Annotated in this window: 18 protein-coding genes and 3 pseudogenes; 11 read left to right on the top strand and 10 right to left on the bottom strand. The window is 61.9% G+C overall.

Translation table 11 applies throughout. From position 1 onward, the window contains the following. Positions 1-114: 114 nt before the first annotated feature. The 4 genes from MEU52_RS08920 (at position 115) to MEU52_RS08905 (ending at position 4,344) form a co-directional block, all read left to right on the top strand. Positions 115-1,086 carry a Bug family tripartite tricarboxylate transporter substrate binding protein gene (locus MEU52_RS08920; RefSeq protein WP_238120934.1) on the top strand — a complete coding sequence of 324 codons (972 nt, stop codon included), beginning with the start codon at positions 115-117 and terminating at the stop codon, positions 1,084-1,086. A 34-nt stretch (positions 1,087-1,120) separates the two neighbouring features. Continuing rightward, positions 1,121-2,569 (top strand): NAD-dependent succinate-semialdehyde dehydrogenase, encoded by a 1,449-nt coding sequence (locus MEU52_RS08915; RefSeq protein ID WP_238120933.1) that lies wholly within the window; start codon positions 1,121-1,123, stop codon positions 2,567-2,569. A 24-nt stretch (positions 2,570-2,593) separates the two neighbouring features. Further along, on the top strand, positions 2,594-3,484 hold the full coding sequence (locus tag MEU52_RS08910) for an oxidoreductase (protein WP_238120932.1): 891 nt from the start codon (positions 2,594-2,596) through the stop codon (positions 3,482-3,484). A gap of 74 nt (positions 3,485-3,558) precedes the next feature. Next, positions 3,559-4,344, top strand: a complete 786-nt coding sequence (locus tag MEU52_RS08905; protein WP_238120931.1) for an IclR family transcriptional regulator — start codon at positions 3,559-3,561, stop codon at positions 4,342-4,344. Between the two features lie 151 nt (positions 4,345-4,495). On the opposite strand, the gene MEU52_RS08900 is transcribed toward MEU52_RS08905, so the two are convergent. The 3 genes from MEU52_RS08900 to MEU52_RS08890 form a co-directional block, all read right to left on the bottom strand. Then, positions 4,496-4,738 carry a metal-dependent hydrolase gene (locus tag MEU52_RS08900; RefSeq protein ID WP_238120930.1) on the bottom strand — a complete coding sequence of 81 codons (243 nt, stop codon included), beginning with the start codon at positions 4,736-4,738 and terminating at the stop codon, positions 4,496-4,498. Positions 4,739-4,838: 100 nt separating this feature from the next. After that, entirely contained in the window at positions 4,839-5,702 is an 864-nt protein-coding gene (locus MEU52_RS08895; RefSeq protein WP_238120929.1) for an aldo/keto reductase family oxidoreductase, read from the bottom strand. A 25-nt stretch (positions 5,703-5,727) separates the two neighbouring features. Continuing rightward, complete coding sequence (locus MEU52_RS08890) at positions 5,728-6,651, bottom strand: NADP-dependent oxidoreductase (RefSeq protein WP_238120928.1); 924 nt, start codon at positions 6,649-6,651, stop codon at positions 5,728-5,730. Positions 6,652-6,754: 103 nt separating this feature from the next. Between MEU52_RS08890 and MEU52_RS08885 the strand changes: the two genes are divergently transcribed. Further along, positions 6,755-7,372 carry a PadR family transcriptional regulator gene (locus MEU52_RS08885; RefSeq protein ID WP_238120927.1) on the top strand — a complete coding sequence of 206 codons (618 nt, stop codon included), beginning with the start codon at positions 6,755-6,757 and terminating at the stop codon, positions 7,370-7,372. Between the two features lie 89 nt (positions 7,373-7,461). On the opposite strand, the gene MEU52_RS08880 is transcribed toward MEU52_RS08885, so the two are convergent. The 3 genes from MEU52_RS08880 to MEU52_RS08870 form a co-directional block, all read right to left on the bottom strand. Continuing rightward, positions 7,462-7,923, bottom strand: a complete 462-nt coding sequence (locus MEU52_RS08880; protein ID WP_238120926.1) for a DoxX family protein — start codon at positions 7,921-7,923, stop codon at positions 7,462-7,464. A 57-nt stretch (positions 7,924-7,980) separates the two neighbouring features. After that, complete coding sequence (locus MEU52_RS08875; RefSeq protein ID WP_238120925.1) at positions 7,981-8,550, bottom strand: flavodoxin family protein; 570 nt, start codon at positions 8,548-8,550, stop codon at positions 7,981-7,983. A gap of 65 nt (positions 8,551-8,615) precedes the next feature. After that, the gene (locus MEU52_RS08870) at positions 8,616-9,677 is read right to left on the bottom strand and encodes an LLM class flavin-dependent oxidoreductase (RefSeq protein WP_238120924.1); all 1,062 of its coding nucleotides are present in this window, start codon (positions 9,675-9,677) and stop codon (positions 8,616-8,618) included. A gap of 103 nt (positions 9,678-9,780) precedes the next feature. Between MEU52_RS08870 and MEU52_RS08865 the strand changes: the two genes are divergently transcribed. Continuing rightward, positions 9,781-10,737, top strand: coding sequence for a LysR family transcriptional regulator (locus MEU52_RS08865; RefSeq protein ID WP_238120923.1), 957 nt, complete (start codon positions 9,781-9,783; stop codon positions 10,735-10,737). Positions 10,738-10,802: 65 nt separating this feature from the next. On the opposite strand, the gene MEU52_RS08860 is transcribed toward MEU52_RS08865, so the two are convergent. Then, positions 10,803-11,360: a TetR/AcrR family transcriptional regulator gene (locus MEU52_RS08860; protein WP_238120922.1), complete on the bottom strand. Its 558-nt coding sequence runs from the start codon at positions 11,358-11,360 to the stop codon at positions 10,803-10,805. Positions 11,361-11,432: 72 nt separating this feature from the next. Here MEU52_RS08860 and MEU52_RS08855 point away from each other — a divergent pair, with 72 nt between their 5' ends. Continuing rightward, positions 11,433-12,323 (top strand): alpha/beta hydrolase family protein, encoded by an 891-nt coding sequence (locus tag MEU52_RS08855; RefSeq protein ID WP_238120921.1) that lies wholly within the window; start codon positions 11,433-11,435, stop codon positions 12,321-12,323. A gap of 436 nt (positions 12,324-12,759) precedes the next feature. On the opposite strand, the gene MEU52_RS08850 is transcribed toward MEU52_RS08855, so the two are convergent. After that, on the bottom strand, positions 12,760-13,932 hold the full coding sequence (locus tag MEU52_RS08850) for an isovaleryl-CoA dehydrogenase (protein WP_238121403.1): 1,173 nt from the start codon (positions 13,930-13,932) through the stop codon (positions 12,760-12,762). Between the two features lie 203 nt (positions 13,933-14,135). Continuing rightward, on the bottom strand, positions 14,136-14,930 hold the full coding sequence (locus MEU52_RS08845) for an enoyl-CoA hydratase/isomerase family protein (protein ID WP_238120920.1): 795 nt from the start codon (positions 14,928-14,930) through the stop codon (positions 14,136-14,138). 101 nt (positions 14,931-15,031) lie between these two features. Here MEU52_RS08845 and MEU52_RS08840 point away from each other — a divergent pair, with 101 nt between their 5' ends. After that, complete coding sequence (locus MEU52_RS08840) at positions 15,032-15,916, top strand: LysR family transcriptional regulator (protein WP_238120919.1); 885 nt, start codon at positions 15,032-15,034, stop codon at positions 15,914-15,916. Here MEU52_RS08840 and MEU52_RS08835 read toward each other — a convergent pair. After that, positions 15,913-17,059 (bottom strand): annotated as a pseudogene (locus tag MEU52_RS08835) (IS3 family transposase). The gene MEU52_RS08840 and the pseudogene MEU52_RS08835 overlap by 4 nt on opposite strands. Positions 17,060-17,102: 43 nt before the next feature. Between MEU52_RS08835 and MEU52_RS08830 the strand changes: the two are divergent. The 3 genes and pseudogenes from MEU52_RS08830 to MEU52_RS08820 all read left to right on the top strand — a co-directional run. Then, a pseudogene (locus tag MEU52_RS08830) lies at positions 17,103-17,603 on the top strand (type IV secretory system conjugative DNA transfer family protein); the annotation flags it as partial. A 5-nt stretch (positions 17,604-17,608) separates the two neighbouring features. After that, positions 17,609-18,037: a CopG family transcriptional regulator gene (locus MEU52_RS08825; RefSeq protein WP_238121402.1), complete on the top strand. Its 429-nt coding sequence runs from the start codon at positions 17,609-17,611 to the stop codon at positions 18,035-18,037. A gap of 82 nt (positions 18,038-18,119) precedes the next feature. Then, positions 18,120-18,527, top strand: a pseudogene (locus MEU52_RS08820) (hypothetical protein); the annotation flags it as partial. Positions 18,528-18,555 lie beyond the last annotated feature (28 nt).

Here is an 18,555-nt window from a genome sequence, read left to right as displayed (position 1 = left end):
ATTTTTAAAGCGGCGCGCGCCACCGGAAAGGCGCAAGCGGCTGCGCGGGTAGGCGTCCGGCACAAACGTTCGCCCGCCAATTCAACGTGGGCAAAGCCCCGAGGGAGGAACCGAATGTTCAAAAACACAATTCGCGCGCTTGTGGTGGGGGCCCTCTTGGCTCCAACTGCCAGCCACGCGGCAGAGCCCTATCCGCAACGTGCGGTGCGCATGATCGTGGGCTTCGCCGCTGGCGGCCCGACGGATCAGGCGGCGCGGATCGTGGCTGAAGCCATGGCGACGCCCCTCGGCCAGCCTGTCGTGGTGGAGAACAGGCCCGGAGCGAACAGCACCATCGCCGCGCGCGCTCTGATGAGCAGCCAGCCCGATGGCTACTCTCTCCTGCTCGCTTCGAACGGCATCCTGACCGTCGCCGGAGCGCGCTATAAGTCACTGCCGTTCGACATTGAGCGCGATTTCGTTCCGATCGGTTCGGTCGCCGGCTATTCCCACATCCTGGTCATGCCGCCCGCCAAGGCAGTTCCGGACCTCAAAACGCTGATCGCCAACGCCAAGTCTGCCAAGCTTCCCATGACCATCGCTTCGGTCGGGAACGTCGACGACCTCTCCATCGCCCTGTTCCGCAAGCTCACCGGCGTGCAGTTCGACATCATCCCCTATCCGGGACAGTCCGCTGTGCTCAGCGATCTTATTGCGGGGCGGATCGACATGTCCTTCCTGGCCCCCACCGTGGCTGGGCCACTCATCGAATCGGGGAAGTTGAAAGCAATCGCGGTGTCTGGAAGGTCGCGCCTGGAAGTCCTTCCCAACGTGCCTACCATGGAGGAGGCGGGCGTTCCCGGTTTCGTCCTCGAGATCTGGAACGCGCTCATGGCTCCGACGGGAACCGATCCCGCCAAGATCGCCACACTCTCCAAAGCGCTGCGCACGGCGCTTGCCGAAAAGAGCGTGAAGGAGAAGCTCGCCCATAGCGGTCTTGTGCCTCTTCCCGACACGCCCGAAGAACTGGCTCTCAAACTCAAGACCGAAGGCCAGGAGTGGAAGCAGCTTGCCACAGAGGAAAAGTTGCCCCTTCGAGACCTCTGAGCCACGCATCCACGATCATCGGGACGACCTCTTCATGCATTACGACTATCCCGACATTCGCTTTTATATTGATGGCCACTGGACGCTGGGGAGCCCGCCGGTGTCGGCATTCATGGATGTCGATGATCCGTCGTCCGGATCCGTCATCGGGCGCGTGCCCAAGGCGGACACGACGACCATCGAGGCAGCCCTGGCCTCCGCCCGGCGGGGCCAGGCTCTCTGGCGGACCTATGGCCCGGCCCGCCGCACCGAGATCCAGCTTGCAGCCTGCAGGCTGCTGCGCGAGCGTGTCGATGCCATCGCGGCCTGGTCCGCGCTGGAGCTCGGCACTCCGATGTCCGATGCCCGCAATTACGTCCTGCGCGCCGCCGACATCGTCGAATGGGACGCCAATGAAGGGCGCCGACTCTATGGCCGCGTTGTGCCCTCAGATCCGGGGCTGCGCCAGATGGTTGTCCCCGAGCCGGTGGGCATCGTCGCTGCCTTCACGCCCTGGAACGCTCCCGTTCTCACGCCATGCCGCAAGATCGGCAGCGCCCTCGCGGCCGGATGCGCCCTCATCATGAAGGCTGCGGAGGAAACCCCCGCCAGCGCCATGGCCGTGGTGCAGGCCTTCGCCGATGCGGGCGTACCCGCCGGCGTCATCAACATGGTGTTCGGCAATCCCGCGCTGGTTTCCGAACAGCTGATCGATGCGCCAGAGGTGCGCATGGTGACGTTCACCGGGTCAGTCCCGGTGGGCAAACAACTCGCCCAGAGGGCCGGCATGCATATGAAACCCATCCTTATGGAACTGGGCGGCCACGCCCCGGTCATCGTTTGCGAGGACGCAGATATCGACCTCGCCGCAAAGCGTTGCGTGGCAGCAAAATTCCGCAATGGAGGGCAGGCCTGTATCGCCCCGACGCGGTTCTTCATCCATGAGAAGGTCTATGGGGATTTCGAGAAAGCGTTCGCCGCGGCGACGCAGGCGTTGAAGGTCGGTGCCCCGCATGAGCCCGGCGTGGCCGTGGGGCCGCTGGCCAGCCCCCGGCGCCGGAGCGCGGTGCATGCGCTGGTGTCAGAAGCCGTCGATCAAGGTGCGCGCCTCGTGTGCGGCGGCGTGGAACAGCCCGGACCCGGTTATTTTTTCCCCCCCACCATTCTCGCCGACATTCCGCCACACGCCAGGATCTTGCACGAGGAACCCTTCGGACCGGTGGCTTGCCTAGCACGCTATACGGACCTCAATGAGGTCTTGGCACAGGCTAATGCGCTTCCCTATGGCCTTGCGGGCTACGTCTTCGGCCAGGATGCCGCCCGGCTTGAGCACATCGCCGGTTCACTGGAATGCGGCGCTGTCGCCATCAACCATCTGACCGTTTCCACCAATGGCATTCCATTCGGCGGCGTGAAAGACAGCGGCATCGGCCGGGAAGGCGGAAGCGAAGGGGTACGGAGCTATACGGTTTCAAAGACGGTTACCCAGGCGTTTGGCATTTAGGTCAATGGCGGCGGAATTCTGAACATGACTAACACAGGCAGGACTGGATCAACCAATGCCGAACCTGGCAAGGTCTGGTTCATAACCGGATGCGATTCCGGCATGGGCTACGCGGTCGCTCAGGTGGTGCTCGAATATGGCGACACGGTCATCCTCACCGCCCGGGACGAGGCGAACATCAAGCCGCTCATCGATGCGTTTCCGGGCACAGCGCACGGCTTCCAGCTCGACGTGACCAATACGCAACGGATCGGAGAGGTGGTCGAGGCCGCCCTGTCCCGCGCAGGCGCCATCGACGTCCTGCTCAACAACGCGGGGTTCGGCATTCTAGGTGCAGCCGAGGAAACCTCTGCCAGCGAATATCGGCCGATGTTCGAGGTTAATTTCTTCGGACTTGCGGAAGTGACCAAGGCAATCTTACCACACATGCGCGGGCGCGGCTGCGGCCACATCTTCAACACCTCCTCCCTGGGCGGCTATGCGGCGTCGCCGGGCTTCGCCTTCTATGCGGCGAGTAAGTTCGCGGTAGAGGGATTTTCCGATGCGCTCGCACAGGAGGTGGCGCCGTTCGGGATCAAGGTGACGATCCTGGAACCCGGCTCTTTTCGCACCCTTTTCGCCGGAGCCTCACTTCGCAAACCGGCGCACCAGATCCTAGCCTATGCCGGCACCGCCGTCAGCACCACGCAAGAACGCATGGCCCAGCGCGATGGCGCACAGCCCAATGATCCCAAGAAGCTCGGCAAAGTCCTTGTCCGCCTATCGCGGCTAGATGCGGTGCCCCTGCGGCTTCCTCTGGGGGAGGATGCATTGGCGCGGGTGCGCAGCAAGATCGCGGCGGGAACAGCCGAGTTTGACGCCTGGGAGGCGATTGCCCTATCTGTCGCGTTCGACGCGCCTGCTTTGCCGGATTGACGGCAAGGCAGCCTGCTGAACATGGCGGCCACAATATCGATTGTGGCCTCCCATTCTGCGACGGTTGATCGTTCATGCGAGATGCTCCCCTGAGCCCGGAAGACGGCCCCGATGCCCGCCGGTCGGCGGGCGTCAAATCCGCGCGGCGCGTGATCGAAATATTGGAATTGTTCGACCGGCATCAGGAGCCGATGTCGCTCACCGAGCTGTCCAACCATCTTGGCTATCCGCCGTCGAGCACGCTCGCTTTGCTCAAGAGTCTGCAGTCACTCGATTACATCAGCTACGATCCTGGAGAAAAAAAATACTGCCCCACCATTCGCGTGGCGATGCTCGGGGAATGGGTTCAGGGCCAGATCTTCAAAGAAGGGGCGGTCATCGCCCTAATGACACAGCTACAGGAAGAAACTGGCGAAACAGTCATGCTGGCGATCCAGAATGACATATTTGCCCAATACATTCACACGGTGCAGTCCCAAGAGCTTCTGAGATATTATTTGAAGCCTGGGCTTCTGCGTCCCATCTGCCGCAGCGCAGTAGGGTTGGCGCTTCTTTCTATGCAGCCCTTGGATCGGATCCGAAAACTGGTCAAGCGGATCGAGGCGCGCCGGACCGACCCGGCCGACGTGGTGCCGCTGGATGTTCTGACGGCTGAGTTGGAGGAGGTGCGAGCGCGCGGCTATGCCTATAGTGATCAGCTCACCGAAAGCGTAAGCGCCATAGCAATTCCGCTACCAGCCAGATCGCGGCAGCCGCCCATGGCGCTCGGCGTCGGTGGCCCCACCCATCGCCTCAAGCCACGCATTGAGCACGTCGCAATCACGATGAAGCGATTGGTCAGCGAATATTGCGGCGGTTGATATCGCCCGCTCGAAGCCGAACGGCTCATCAGCATCCCCGCCGGCAAGAGCCCTAACCCCGGAATTTTCCAGCTACGGGTGGCCTAGAAATGGGGAGCACTTCAAACCCCGGAGTTTTCCAGCTCCCGCTGGCCGAAACTCAGGGAGCACGTCACTGCCATCTGTCGAACGCCACCACCCCAAGGGCGAGCAGTAAGGGCAGGAAAAGCAGGCCGAGCGGACCGTGCGTCAAACCGCGCCGCCATGCAAGGTTCTCGCCGACGAGCAACCCGAACGCATCGAGGTCGGGGAGATTGGCGCCGATAACGAGGGTCGCGGTCCCCAACCCGGTCAGCCGCTTGAGGTCGGTCTGTGCAAGCGTTGCACCGATCAGGGAGTGGGCGAGATTATCCATTCGACGGCTCCCGCATGGGTTTCAGTTCCTCCCGCGCAGATGGCCGGAACCCTGGTCGATACCGACGAGCGTTGGTCCGCCGGGATCGTGTTGATCAAGCTCACGCGATGGCGTCCAACGCGGCAAGCGTGTCGGCGGAGAGTTCCAGCTCGGCCGCGGCAAGGTTCTCGTGGAGATGCTTGACGCTGGACGTACCGGGGATCAGGAGCACATTCGGCGCGCGCGCCAACAGCCAGGTGAGGGCGATCTGGCGCGAGGTCGCGCCGACCCGTGCCGCGATCGCCGCCAGGGCATCCGACTGGATCGGAGAGAACCCGCCGAGCGGGAAGAACGGCACGTAGGCGATCCCCTGTTCGGCCAGCAGGTCAATCAGGGGGTCATCGGCGCGGTTGACGATGTTGTATTCGTTCTGCACGCAGACCACGGGGGCGATCTTCTGCGCCTCGCCCACCTGCACCGCCGTGGCATTGCTCAGGCCGAGGTGGCGGATCAGGCCCTGCTCGCGCAATTCGGCGAGAGCCGTGAAACGCTCTTCGATCGAGCCCTCCGAGGGGGCCATCACTTCCCCCATGACCCGGAAATTCACCACATCCAGAACGTCCAGGCCAAGGTTCCGCAGATTGTCATGGACAGCCCCCCTCAGCTCGTCGGGGGCCTGCGCCGGCATCCATGATCCGTCATCGCCGCGTTTTGCGCCAACCTTGGTTACGATGGTGAGCTTGTCCGAATAAGGATGCAGCGCCTCGCGGATCAGCTGATTGGTGATGTGCGGGCCGTAGAAGTCGCTGGTGTCGATGTGATCGACACCAGCTTCAACAGCCGCGCGCAAGACTGCAATGGCCGCATCATGCTCTTTCGGCGGACCGAAGACATGAGGACCGGCAAGTTGCATGGCCCCATAGCCCATCCGCTTCACGGCGCGGTCGCCCATCTTATAGACGCCCGCTTTCGCTATATCTGTCATGTTACTATTCCTTTCGGGCTGTTGTTCAGACCTGGGTGATGACGATCTTGCCGCGCGCGTGGCGGGATTTCTGACGTTCGATTGCCTCGCCGAAGGCCGCGAAGGGGACAGACGTGTCGAACACCACCTTGAGGCCGTCCTGAACAACGGCGTGAACGACGTCGCCGAGCTGCGATGCATAGGGTTTGACGTACATCATGGTCGCTGACACGCCATGCGCCTTGGCCGTCGCCTCATCCGGAGGGCTGACCGGCGTCACGAGGCGCCCGCCTTGCTTGATGACCGAATAGCTGCGCGCTTGCGTCTCGCCGCCGACAAGATCGAAGACAAGATCAACACCGCTGAAGACCTGCGCGAAATCCTGCTGCTTGTAGTCCACGACCTCATCGGCACCCAGCGACCGCGACAGATCGACGCCATCGCCAGACGCCGTGGCCAGGACTCGCGCGCCCGCCTTTTTGGCGAACTGCACCGCGAACATGCCGACCCCTCCGGCGGCCCCGTGGATCAGCACAGTCTCGCCAGCCTTCAAATGACCGACCGAGAACAGACCGTGCCAGGCCGTGCTGCCAGCGGTGGGTATGGCGGCCCCTTCGACTGGTGTCAGCGCCGAGGGCAGCGGCACGCAATGGGAGGCCGGCACGGCGGCATATTCAGACAAGCCGCCACCCGTCAGCGGGTCGGCCCATACGATCACCGCGTCCCCTGGCTTGAAGCCCTCGACGGATGCGCCGACCCGCTCGATGACACCGGCGAAGTCGCTACCGAGCACATAAGGAAAGGTGATCGGGAAGAACTGCGCCGCCCAGCCTGTCAGCAGGCCGATGTCAAGCGGATTGAGCGCGGAAGCCTGGATGCGAACCAACATCTGGTCCGCGGCGAATGCCGGGACGGGAACTTCCTCAATGACCGCTGGCCCATTGAAGGCATGGATGCGGATGGATTTCATGGCGACCTTTCGGACGGGGCTGGGGCGGGTGCTCACGTTTGCGGCGCGTCAGCCCGCATGATATACTCTCATGTATATACTCTCACGGGAGCATTTAAGCAATATGTCTTCGATCCGGCTCTTCATCCTGTCCTCCTTCGCCGAACTGGGACCTATGCACGGCCACAGGCTGCGACTTGAAGCGGAGAAGAAGCGGGTGCCGTTCTGGACCGACATTCCGGTCGGCGCGGTCTATGGCGCGATGAAACGGCTGGCGGCCGAAGGGTTGCTGCGCGAAGCCGGACAGGAGAAGGATGGCAACCGCCCCACACGGCAGCTCTACGAGATTACGGAAACGGGTCGCCAGGCTTTGGCGGAACTGCGTGATGGCGGCCTGACGGAGATCTGGTTCAGATACGACCCATTCGACCTTGCTTTGACCAAAGCCAAGCCGGCCGACGCGGCCGCCTTTACCGGCCTCCTGACCGATCGGCTCGCGCGCACGCAGAGGCTTCTGGACGAGCGTCGCGCCATGATCGAGGGCGCGCTCCCCTACGTCGGCGTGGCCGAGGAATGGGCGCTGCGCCATACCGAACGCAGGCTTGCCGCTGAGGTCGGGTATCTGATGGAGCTTGTGGCAGCAGCCCCCGCAATCGTTGAGGACGAACGCAATCCCCGGCCGCGCAAAGAAAAGATACTGCGCAAAGGGCGGACCCCAGCAGGCACGGCCAAGCCGGATTGATCGGCGCCGATCGATGCCGTGTTGCTGACGAATGCGGGCTGCTTCCGGCCCTCAGCATCCGGCGCGAGCCGCCAGCGCCGACGCGTATATCAGCGTCGGCTCCTTAATTTGTCGATCACTGTCTGCAACCCCCAAACGCGACCCGCGTCAACGGAAGCAAGATAAAGCATGATAAGTGCGTAGACGATGTGCTCATTCGTAATCGCCGGTGGTGGACTCCATGAAAATTGCACCACAGGAAGGAAATAGAGCATCATAAGGGTCGCCCCGACCGCCCCCGCCAAGCTCACGAAGATCCCTAGAATGAACGACAGGGCAAGCACGAGATGCACCAGCGGCACGATGGTATCGATGATATTCAGGAGGGGCGGCTGCATCATGAAATCGAAAACGAATTTCAGATTTTGGGCTCCCCCTAGAAGATTTGCAGCCGTCCATTCACCACTGAAAAGTTGACGCAGCCCCGCTCGGAGAAAGAGCCATCCGACAAGAAGCCGCATGGCGAGAAGAAGTGATTTCTGCAACACTGTCTGATGCATTTGAGCGGTCATCCCTTGATCGGCACATGAGAGATAGTTCGCGTTCTTAAGCACTCAGACGGCACGCTCTTAGCCCTTAACCTCTCGCGCCACCTCGGCCACGTTTGCGCCGAAGGCTTCAGCCGTCTTCAGATCTCCCGGGATCATTTCATCGACCGCCGCGTCCGACGGCGAAACCACCAGCAGGCCGCGATAGCCGCCGAGATTATTCAGGTCATCACGGGTCGACGCCTTGCTGTTTGATGGGTGCATGCCGCTGCCCGTCCAAAGCATCTTGTGCTGGGCTGCCAGCGTCGACAGGTACATCAGCGTTGATTCTTTGTCGCCGTTCAACGTTGCCGAATTGGTAAAGCCGGCGGCGATCTTGTTTTTCCACTCCATCCCATACCAAGGCTTACTGGACGCATCAGCGAATTTCTTGAATTGCCAAGACGGCCCGCCCATATAGGTCGGCGCCCCGAAGATGATGGCGTCAGCGGCCTTGAGCCCCTCCCAGGTCCCCTCTGGCACATGGCCCTCGGCATCGATCGCGATCAGCTCGACCTCAGCTCCCGTGCTCGCCGCGCCCTGCCGGACGTGCTCGGCAACGCGCCGAGTGTGACCGTAGCCAGAATGGAAAACGATGGCGATTTTGATCATCGGTGATGCTCCGTGTTTAAAAGTGGTTGTTTTCGATGGTTCAGCGTATGACGCAACGCCCTCCATCATGGGGCTGTCATAGGCAAGGGATCATCAGAGGTTGATGGCGTTCGAGTCGCCTTGCGCACAACCGGAGCAACCTGCGTCGCAAGACGCTCGATCACGGCGGCAACTTCGGTGTAGGGCAGCGCGCCGACGTCGATCTGCGCCAGGAAGCGATCGATGCCTAACAATTCATGCGCCAGCAGCAGCCGGTCAATGAGCTCCTGCGGCGACCCGACCATGAGCGCCAAGCCTGGCGCGGCCGCCTGATCAAACTGCGCGCGCGACATAAGAGGCATGCGCCCGCCCGATGCATGGTGCCAATAATGCGAGTAGTGGGCGTGGAAGGTGTCCCGTGCCGCCTGCGAAGTGGCCCCGATATGGGTGTGGCTGGCGAGCGCAACTCTTAGACCAACGGCATCTTCTGGCGCTGACCGACGGTAGAGATCGACAATGCCCTGCCGCGCGGCGATCGGGCCGCCGAGCGCGGCGAGGACCATCGGCGCGCCGAGAGCGGCGGTGCGTACGGCGCTCTGGGGACTTCCGCCGACGGCGATCCAGACAGGAATGTCCTTCTGTTGGGGGCGCGGCGCGACAGCGGCATCACGCAGTTCTAACCGGAATCTGCCGCGCCACGAGACGCGCTCCGAAGCTCCGAGCTTTCGCAAGAGCGCATAGTTTTCGACGAAGACTTCCTCATAATGATCGAGATCGTAGCCGAATAAGGGGAATGGCTCCACGAAGGCGCCGCGTCCCGCCATAATCTCGGCGCGGCCTTCCGACACGAGGTCGAGCGTCGCGAAATCTTCGAATACCCGCACGGGATCGGCGGCAGCAAGAACGGTCACGGCACTCGTCAAGCGAATGGATTTCGTCTGTGCGGCGATGGCTGACAGCACCACAGCCGGTGTCGACACCGCATAATCGAGCCGATGATGTTCTCCAATGCCGAACACATCCAGGCCCGCTTCGTCGGCAAGCCGCGCTGCTGCGGTGATTTCGGCAACCCTTTGCGCACCGGACGGAGGCTGCTTCGTTACCGGGTGCGGCGTGAGGTCCCCAAAAGTGTAAAGTCCGATTTCCATTGCCGATCCTTGTTCGAGCCACAATGGCCCGTCCCGCCCCCTTTCTCAAAGATGGGAGATGGCGAACCTTGTGTTCGGCTATTTCGAACGATAGATCTGGCATATGATCTCGCCTCAACGCGCCACGAGCGTCGATCTGGTCACTCTCCGCGCCTTCCTCGCCGTGGTCGAGGCGGGCGGAATCTCGGCGGCCGCGCGCAGGAGCGGCGTCGCCAAGTCCGTTTTCAGCGAACGGGTAACCGCGCTGGAGAAGGCGCTCGGAGTGACGCTTTTCAATCGCGGCCAACGGCTTTCGTTGACGGAGCGTGGACGTGTATTGGCAGAGGGTGCACGGCCGCTGCTCGGGTCCCTTGATGATCTCTTCCAAGTCGTAACCATCAACCCCGAGGAGCTCGGCGGACGCATCAAGATCACCACTTCGGCGGGACTGGGCGTGCGCTATCTTGGTGCGATCATTACCGATTATTTGGCCGAGCATCCAAATGTCGACGCTGAGATCACCTATGATGACCGCTTCGTCGATATCGCCGCAGAGAACTATGATGTGGCGCTGCGTATTGGTCAGATGCGTGATAGCGATCTTGTCGGGCGACGACTATGTGCGATCCGCCGCATTATATGTGCCAGCCCCAGCTATATTGAGAACCACGGCCGGCCTCGAACAGTCGGAGAACTTGGACATCATCGAGGCATCGCATACAGTCTGTTGCAGAGCACGCAGGATTGGCGATTTCAGTCTGACAGTGGCAAGTTGGTCAATGCGAAACCTCCTCGCACCGTCCTGCTCGCAAACAACGGCGAGGCCGTGCGCGATGCCGTTTTGGCAGGAATTGGCATCGGCAACCTGCCGAGCTTCTTCGTCGCCGACGATATCGCGGCGGGTCGGATAATCGCGCTGAAGCTCGATTTTTCTATTGCACCCGTCGATCTTTGGGCACTGCACTCACGTCGACGCGAGCCGCGTCCGATTGCCGAGACTCTTATCTCTTGGATTGCCTCTCGACTGCGCGACCCACCATTCTGGGAAGCAAATCTCGATACCAGCGGACCGGCGGTGTGAAGCTGACGCAAGTTTTCCCGGCGTTTCAGTTAGGGGTCAACGACAGTTTCGTGCGGTTGCGATGATCAGACCATCGCGCGCTCGGACAACCGGTCCGCCAGACGTTCGAGGGGGCCGCCATTCTGCTCGGCGAGAGCCAGCAGCCACGCGCCTTCAAGCTGGATGATGAGGGATTCAGCCGCGCTCTGGGGAGAGGGGTGCCCGAGGCGACCGGCGTGCTTGGCGACACAGACGGTCCAGCTCGATATGACCTGCCGAGCCGCGAGACGTAGTCGCTCGTCCTGTGTCCCGGCCTGTAGGATGCTGGCGACGGGGCAGGCCAGGACTTGCCCCTTCTGCTTCACCGTATCGGCAATTGCGCGCGGGATCGCCGCCGCGCCACTCGGGAAATCGGTGGCAGCCGCAAAGATCCGCTCCACCAAAGTCTCGACAGCCTGCCCAGCCCAGGCGGTCGCCGCCTCCGCCAATTCACGCTTGCCTCTGGGGAAATGGTAGTACAGCGACCCCTTGGGCAGCCCAGAGGCGGCAAGGATTTCGTTCAGTCCGACACCGTCATAGCCCTTCCGCCGGAAGAGGCCGGACGCGGTGCGCAAAAGGAGATCCCGATTGGAGTTTTCCGACATATCGAACCTCTATATTGTCTAGACCATATGGTCTATAACTCCATTGGACCATACGGTCTAATGGAGTAGGGCATGGAGCAGGCTCAGGGCGCGGAACAACGGCGCATGACCATCGAGGCGGAGGGCGCAGGGCTTGCGGCCTGTTACTTCCCCCCAACGGGACCGTTGCGGGCGAACATGGTGCTCCATGGTGCCACCGGCGTACCGCAACGCTATTACGCGGCCTTCGCGAGCTGGGCCGCGGAGCACGGGGTCGGCGTCCTCACCTATGACTACCGCGACTTCGGGGCCTCCCAGCATCGGCCGATGCGGGAGAGCGATGCCACATTCGCGGATTGGGCGATCCGCGACCAGGGGGCGGCCGAGCGCGCGTTGGTGGATATCGCCCCGCAAGGGCCCTTGTGGGTGCTGGGTCATTCCCTTGGCGGACTGGCCTTCCCATTCCGCAGGCATGATATCCGGGTCGAGCGGATCACCACGGTCGGTGCGGGGTTCGGCCACGTCAGCGACCACCCCTGGAGCTACCGCCCTCTCGCCCTCGCCTTCTGGTACGCCCTGGGACCCATCGGGACGTCGCTCGCGGGCTATCTGCCAGGCAAGCGGCTACTCCTCGGGGAAGACCTTCCCGCCGGGGTCTATTGGCAATGGCGCAGGTGGTGCACGCGGCGGGACTTCTTTCACGGCGATATCGGCCTAAGCCTGCCTGAGCCGGACTTCCATATGAATGGTCCGGCCTTGCGGATGCTGACGATGGAGGACGACGTGGTCGTCCCGCCGGCTGCCGTCCGGCGCTATGCTGATGCATTCCCGCAAGGTCGCGTCGCCTATCGCGCGCTGACGCCTGCGGAATTCGGCCTGGCCTGTCTGCGGCACATCGAGATCTTCTCCAAGCGCTCGGCCGCCGCCTGGCCGGCAATTTTGGAACTCCCCTGGGCACCGGAGGACGAGACGCTAAGCTGCTGATCTATTCGGCCAACGATACTGGCGGAGTGACGGTGCACCTCCAACTCTACCGGGGCGACGCAGAACGCACCGCCTCGGCAGAAGCGGGACACGGCTGAAGCAGTCGCATCTGCGGATCGAACGCATCCAGCGAGGGCACGACCAACCGGGGCCGTTGGTCCAAGTTGCGGAGGCAGCCCCAATAGTCGCGGAGAATGCTGCGTCGATCCTCGTCTCCGATGCAGGGGACGTGCCATGCGTTGTCGGGAGCCAACATGACCATCCCCGCATACGGGGCTGGGCCGAACGGGAACAGCACGGTCTCGTAGGATGAGCCTATTGCCACCGCAAGAAGGTAGGCCGCCTTTTTGCCGAAGGCTGAAGCAGCCGCTCGGTCCGGCACGGTTCCCGTGCCCGATCGCAAAGTGCTGCCTCATGACGCCCTGCCCGCCCGTGTTCACGATGCTTTCTTGAACAGTTCTCGGCCGATCAACATCCGCCTGATCTGGCTCGTTCCAGCACCGATCTCGTAGAGCTTGGCGTCGCGCAGCAGGCGGCCAGTGGGATAGTCGTTGATGTAGCCATTGCCCCCCAGGAGCTGAATGGCGTCGAGCGCGAGCTGCGTCGCCTTCTCGGCCGCGATCAAGATCGCACCGGCGGCATCCTCGCGAGTGGTCTCTCCGCGGTCGCAGGCCTTGGCGACAGCGTAGACATAGGCCTTGCAGGAATTCATCGTGACATACATGTCGGCGATCTTGCCTTGGACGAGTTGGAACTCGCCGATCGGCTGACCGAACTGCTTGCGCTCGTGAATATAAGGCAGCACGATGTCCATCGCAGCTTGCATGATGCCGAGCGGACCGGCCGAGAGCACGACACGCTCATAGTCGAGCCCGCTCATCAGCACCTTGACGCCACGCCCGACCGAACCAAGCACATTCTCCTCCGGCACCTCGCACTCCTCAAAGACGAGTTCGCAGGTGTCGGAGCCGCGCATGCCCAGCTTATCGAGCTTCTGGTGGGTCGAGAAGCCCTTCATGCCCTTCTCGATCAGGAAGGCGGTGATGCCGTGCTGGCCTGCGTGGGGATCGGTCTTGGCGTAAACCACCAGCGTCTCAGCGACAGGGCCATTGGTGATCCACATCTTGTTACCGGTGAGGACATAACGGTCGCCCTTTTTCAGCGCCGCTGTCCTCATCGAGACGACATCAGAGCCGGAGCCTGGCTCCGACATGGCGAGCGCGCCGACATGCTCGCCCGAGATCAGCCTCGGCAAGTATCTCCGCTTCTGCTCTTCCGTGCCGTTGCGGCGGATCTGATTGATGCAGAGGTTAGAATGGGCTCCGTAGGAGAGCCCGACAGAGGCCGAAGCGCGCGAAACCTCCTCGACTGCAACGCAATGCTCGAGATAGCCGAGGCCGGCGCCGCCATACTCCTCTTCTACGGTAATTCCGTGCAGGCCGAGTGCGCCCATTTCCGGCCACAGGTCCCGAGGAAACTGGTTCGTCCTGTCGATCTCCTCGGCGCGGGGGGCAATCTTCTCCTGCGCGAAGGCATGGACGGTGTCGCGGATCGCATCGGCGGTCTCACCGAGGTCGAAATTGAACTCTTTCAGCGAGTTCTGAAGCATCGCATCCTCCACTGCGGCCGGCGGCCCAATATTGATTTTAAAAGCGATCACACGCTCGTTAGATCCTGTACCCTTGGCTTTCTTCACCACAACGAGCTAAGGCCGGCCTCGGTTGAAAACACGCGCGCTTGTGCGAAAGTGAAGCTCGTGCGCCGGTTTCTCCGACAGGCCAGTGGGCTCCCCCAACACCGCAGATATCGCGCCTAGTGGAACTTTGGTTTGCGCTTTCCCAAGAACGCCTGAATGCCTTCTTGCCCGCCAGCAGAATCTGCGGAAATCGCAATCATGTTCGATTCAAGTTCCATTTGTGCCTCGGGTGAGTTCCCATAGCTCGAGAGAAGCAATTTGCGCGTCCCACTCAAAGCGAAGGTATTGAAGTGAGCGAGTTCCTGCGCCACTTCCGTCGCCGCCGTAGAAAGCGCTCCGTCTTCGACGGTTCGGGATACAAGCCCGATATCAACCGCTTCGTTGGCCGTGATGCGCTTGTTGGATATCAGCATGTCCTGTGCCCTGCGAAGTCCGACCAGCCTCGGAAGGATCCACGTAGATCCTCCATCGGGGGTAACTCCAATCGTCCTATATGCAGTCGTGAAGTGGGACGATTGCGCGGCGATCACGACGTCACCGAGGAGCGCTAAGCCGAGCCCCCCGCCTGCTACAGGTCCATTGATCGCTGTGACCAAGGGCTTTTCCATCTTAAGCAGCATCGAGAGCGCGGCGTGCAGATAGGTGGTTAACTCCCTCAAATAGATCCGCAGATCCGGGCCCGACCCGGGAAATTCGCCAAGATCGCCACCCACGCAAAAGTATTTGCCCTGGCCCGTGACCAGCACACAGCGAACGGCAGGATCCGCCTCCGCCGCCGTCACCGCTTGCATCAGTTCGTGAGCCATGGAGCGGGTGATGGCGTTGCCGGCTGACGGGCGATTGAGAGTGACGCGCATGACCGGACCTTCGCGTTCAACGAGAATGGCTGGCCCGTCTTTCGAAGCGTTCATGTCAGCGTCCTAGTCAGATAAAGGAGGAATGGATCGACACTAGCCAAGCCGCCTTTCCATGAGAAATTGAAAGATCAACGCCCTTATGATAGACAGCGTCTATGATTGATCAGTATCAGCTGCGCTACTTCCTCGCGGTCGCGGAACTGGGGAATTTCACCCGTGCCGCCAACCGCGTTGGGGTAACCCAACCCACTTTGTCGGCCGGGATCGCAAAGCTGGAGGAGAAGCTTGGCAATCGGCTTTTCGAGCGCAATAAGCGATCCGTGACGCTGACACCCTCCGGCAGCCGCTTCTTGATCAGGGCACGGCGCATCGCGGCCGAATTCGATTTGGCCGTGCAAGAGTTGAAGGGCACTTCCGAACCACGGGTGCTACGATTTGGCATTCTCTCAACAGTCCCAACCGCAATTGTCGAAAGACTCGTCCTGCTTCACGCACGGCGGCAAAGCACTGAAACATTAGAGATATTCGACGGCAGCGAGCGTGATCTTATTGACCGACTGGATCGTGGGCGTCTCGATGTCGCTTTGACGGTGCTACGTCCGCATCATGCACGCTTTCGCTGCGCCCCCTTGGTCACTGAGCGTTACTTGTTGGTGTTGCCACTCGATCATCGCTTGGCAGAAGCCGATTGCATTCATGCCGAGCAACTCGCCGGTGATCGCATGGTGGTCCGGCGGCATTGTGAGGCGATGGCGGAAATCAGCCGCTTCTTCACTCAGAAGGGGGTGCGCCCGCATTTCGCCCTGAAGACGGACAGCGACGAACGCATGCTGTCGCTGGTTCGCTCAGGAATGGGGGTCGGCATGATGCCTGAGAGCTTTCAAAGCGAAGCCGTGCGATTTGTCCGCCTATTCGATTTCGACCTGCAGCGCGAGATCGGCCTGCTGTACGGCTTACAGACTGAAGAAAACGGCCTTGGAGAAAGCCTACGCCAAATTTACCATGGTGAGCTGCTGCCGGCTTCGTGGACAGCGGGTTAAGCTAGCATGGTGCGCGCCTCGAACTCCGTGGGGCTGAGGTAACCCAGTTTCGAATGCCGCCTGCGCGGGTTGTAGAAGCGCTCGATGTAGTCGAAGACATCGGCGCGCGCCTCGTGACGGCTGCGGTAAACCTTACGGGCCGCCCGTCCGGTCTTCAACGACGAGAAAAAGCTCTCCATCGCCGAATTGTCCCAGACGTGCCCGGCCCGGCCCATCGAACAGGTGATGCCGTTATCGGCCAAAAGCGGTTGACACTGCACGCTTGTATATTGCGATCCCTGGTCCGGGTGATGAAGCAGAGCGTCGGCCTTGCCACGTCGCGAGACTGCCATCATCAGCGCATCCATGACCAGGGAGGCATCCCGCTCGGCCTTCATGGACCAGCCAACGACACGCCGGGAAAACAGGTCGAGGACGGCAGCGACGTAAAGCCAGCCGTCCGCGGTCCAGATATAGGTGAAGTCAGCCAGCCACTTCTGGTTCGGCCGGTCGGCCTGGAAGTCGCGATCAAGGATGTTGCCGGCGATGACCGAGCGTTCGCCATCATCCTTCGGCGTGCCGCGCCGCCTGGGCCGCGCCCTCATGGCATTGACGCGCATCAGCCGTTCGATGCGGTGCAGCCCGCAGGCCAGCCCTTCTTCCAGAACATCGCGCCAGACGCGGCGCGCGCCGTAGGTCCGGTCGCTGGCCCTGAAGCTCGCCTCGATCGCTGTGACGAGCTTCGCGTCATGGAGCTCGCGGGTGCTGGTCGGGCGATTGAACCAGGCATGGAAGCCTGAGCGCGAGACCTCCAGGACATCGCAGAGCCAGCTGACCGGCCAGATGTGGCGGTGTTTGGCGATGAAGGCGAACCTCATATCGCCTCGCGCGCGAAAAAAGCCGCCGCCTTCTTGAGGATGTCACGCTCCGCCCGAAGCCGGGCGACCTCTTTCTTCAAGGCAGCAATCTCGGCCAGGTCAGCCCGCATCTGCCCGTTCCCAGGAAATGCTGTGGCCGGGGTCGCGGTCAGTTCCCGCATCCAGCGGCGCAGCACGCTCTCCGCCACATCGAGGTCCCGGACCGCCTGCGCCACCGCAACGCCCCCATCCGTCACAAGCCTGACGGCCTCAACTTTGAACTCGCGCTGAACTTCCGTCTCGTCATATCTCCACTCCAGGTCCTTGGTCACGATCTTATCTTCGTGTCCATGAAACCGGCAGCAGCTCATCTCATGGTGTCCCGCTCAGAGACTGCGCGCCCACTTCTGACTCCGGGCGAGGTGATGCAGCTTTCTCCGGTCGACGAGATCGTCATGGTGGCCGGTACGCCGCCCATCCGCGCGAAGAAGGCGCGGTACTATGAGGATGATCGGTTCAGGGAGCGGCTTCTGCACCCACCGGAGCTTTCGGCACCTCGCGATCGCCCGCCCGACGACTGGACCGTCTTGCCGCTGCCCGCGCCGTCACAGCTGAGCCTGATGGTCGAGGGCGGTGACGATGAGGACACCACAGGTTCGGAGCAACGGCGCCAGCCGGAGCTTGCACGAGTAGAGACGGTGGAGACGTCGCAGCAAGTGCGGAACGAGTTCGAGATCGATCTGGTCGATGAGACTGAAGACGACGTGGCCCGGACCAGTCGCATAACGGGCGTCATGCAGGGCGTCGCGCGTCAGGTCTCGCTCGATCCCAATGATGGCATGGAGCTGTGATGGTGATGACCCCACGCAAGAAGAAGGCTCAGATCTCGGTCTATCTGGATCCGACGACGATGGGGTTGTTGGGCGACTATGCCGCGCGGCGCGGCGAGCCTCAGTCCCTGATCGCCGAGGCGGCCATCGCGTCCTTCCTGTCGCCGGACGCCGCGGAGCAGCGGGAAGCTGCAATCGCCAAACGCCTTGACCAGATGGACCGTCGGATGGCCCGGCTGGAGCGGGACCTCGGCATCTCAGTCGAGACACTCGCGGTGTTCGTGCGGTTCTGGCTGGCCACCACGTCGGCATTGCCGGAGCCTGCGGTCCAGGCCGCGCGAACCAAGGCGGGGGAGCGGTACGAGGCGTTCGTCGCGGCGCTTGGGCGGCGGCTCGCGAAGGGGCCGACGCTGGCGCATGAGGTTTCTGAGGACAGCGGCGTTTATAAAGCGTGAGAAAGGGGCCCCCGCCAGATATAGACATTGACGAGGTGTTCGAAGCCGGACGTTGTAGGTCGATCTAATCGAGCGCAATGGGATCTACCACTATCTCGACGTCTACATCGACCGGCACCGGAGAGCACTGCTGAAGAACGCTGCCGATCCTGGGACGCTGTTCGTGAAGACGGTGAAACTCACCAGAAAGGATGCCGCCTATTGCCAGAATACCTTCCATGAGGCCTGGCGGCTCGCAATCCAGCGCTACGGCATCCATAATCCCTATACGGATCGCGGCGCGATCAAGGGGCTACTGCCGCACGGCCCACACAATATCCGCGATGTGCTCGCCACCCATATCCTGAAGCAGACCGGCTCCTATGTGCAGGCGAGCTACGCCATCCAGGATACGCCTGACATGGTGGCCAAGCACTATGGGCGCTTCCTGCCGCAGGACAAGGCAGCGCTCGCCGCACAGATCCTGAACCGCGTCTGGGAGGCGGTGTAGAGGCACCGCTTCACTGTTTGAAGCAGTG

The organism is Xanthobacter sp. NM-25 (assembly GCF_022138605.1).
In the GTDB taxonomy this organism is placed as follows: domain Bacteria; phylum Pseudomonadota; class Alphaproteobacteria; order Rhizobiales; family Xanthobacteraceae; genus Xanthobacter.
Note: the sequence above shows the minus strand (reverse complement) of the source record. Positions and strands in the feature narration are given on the sequence as shown.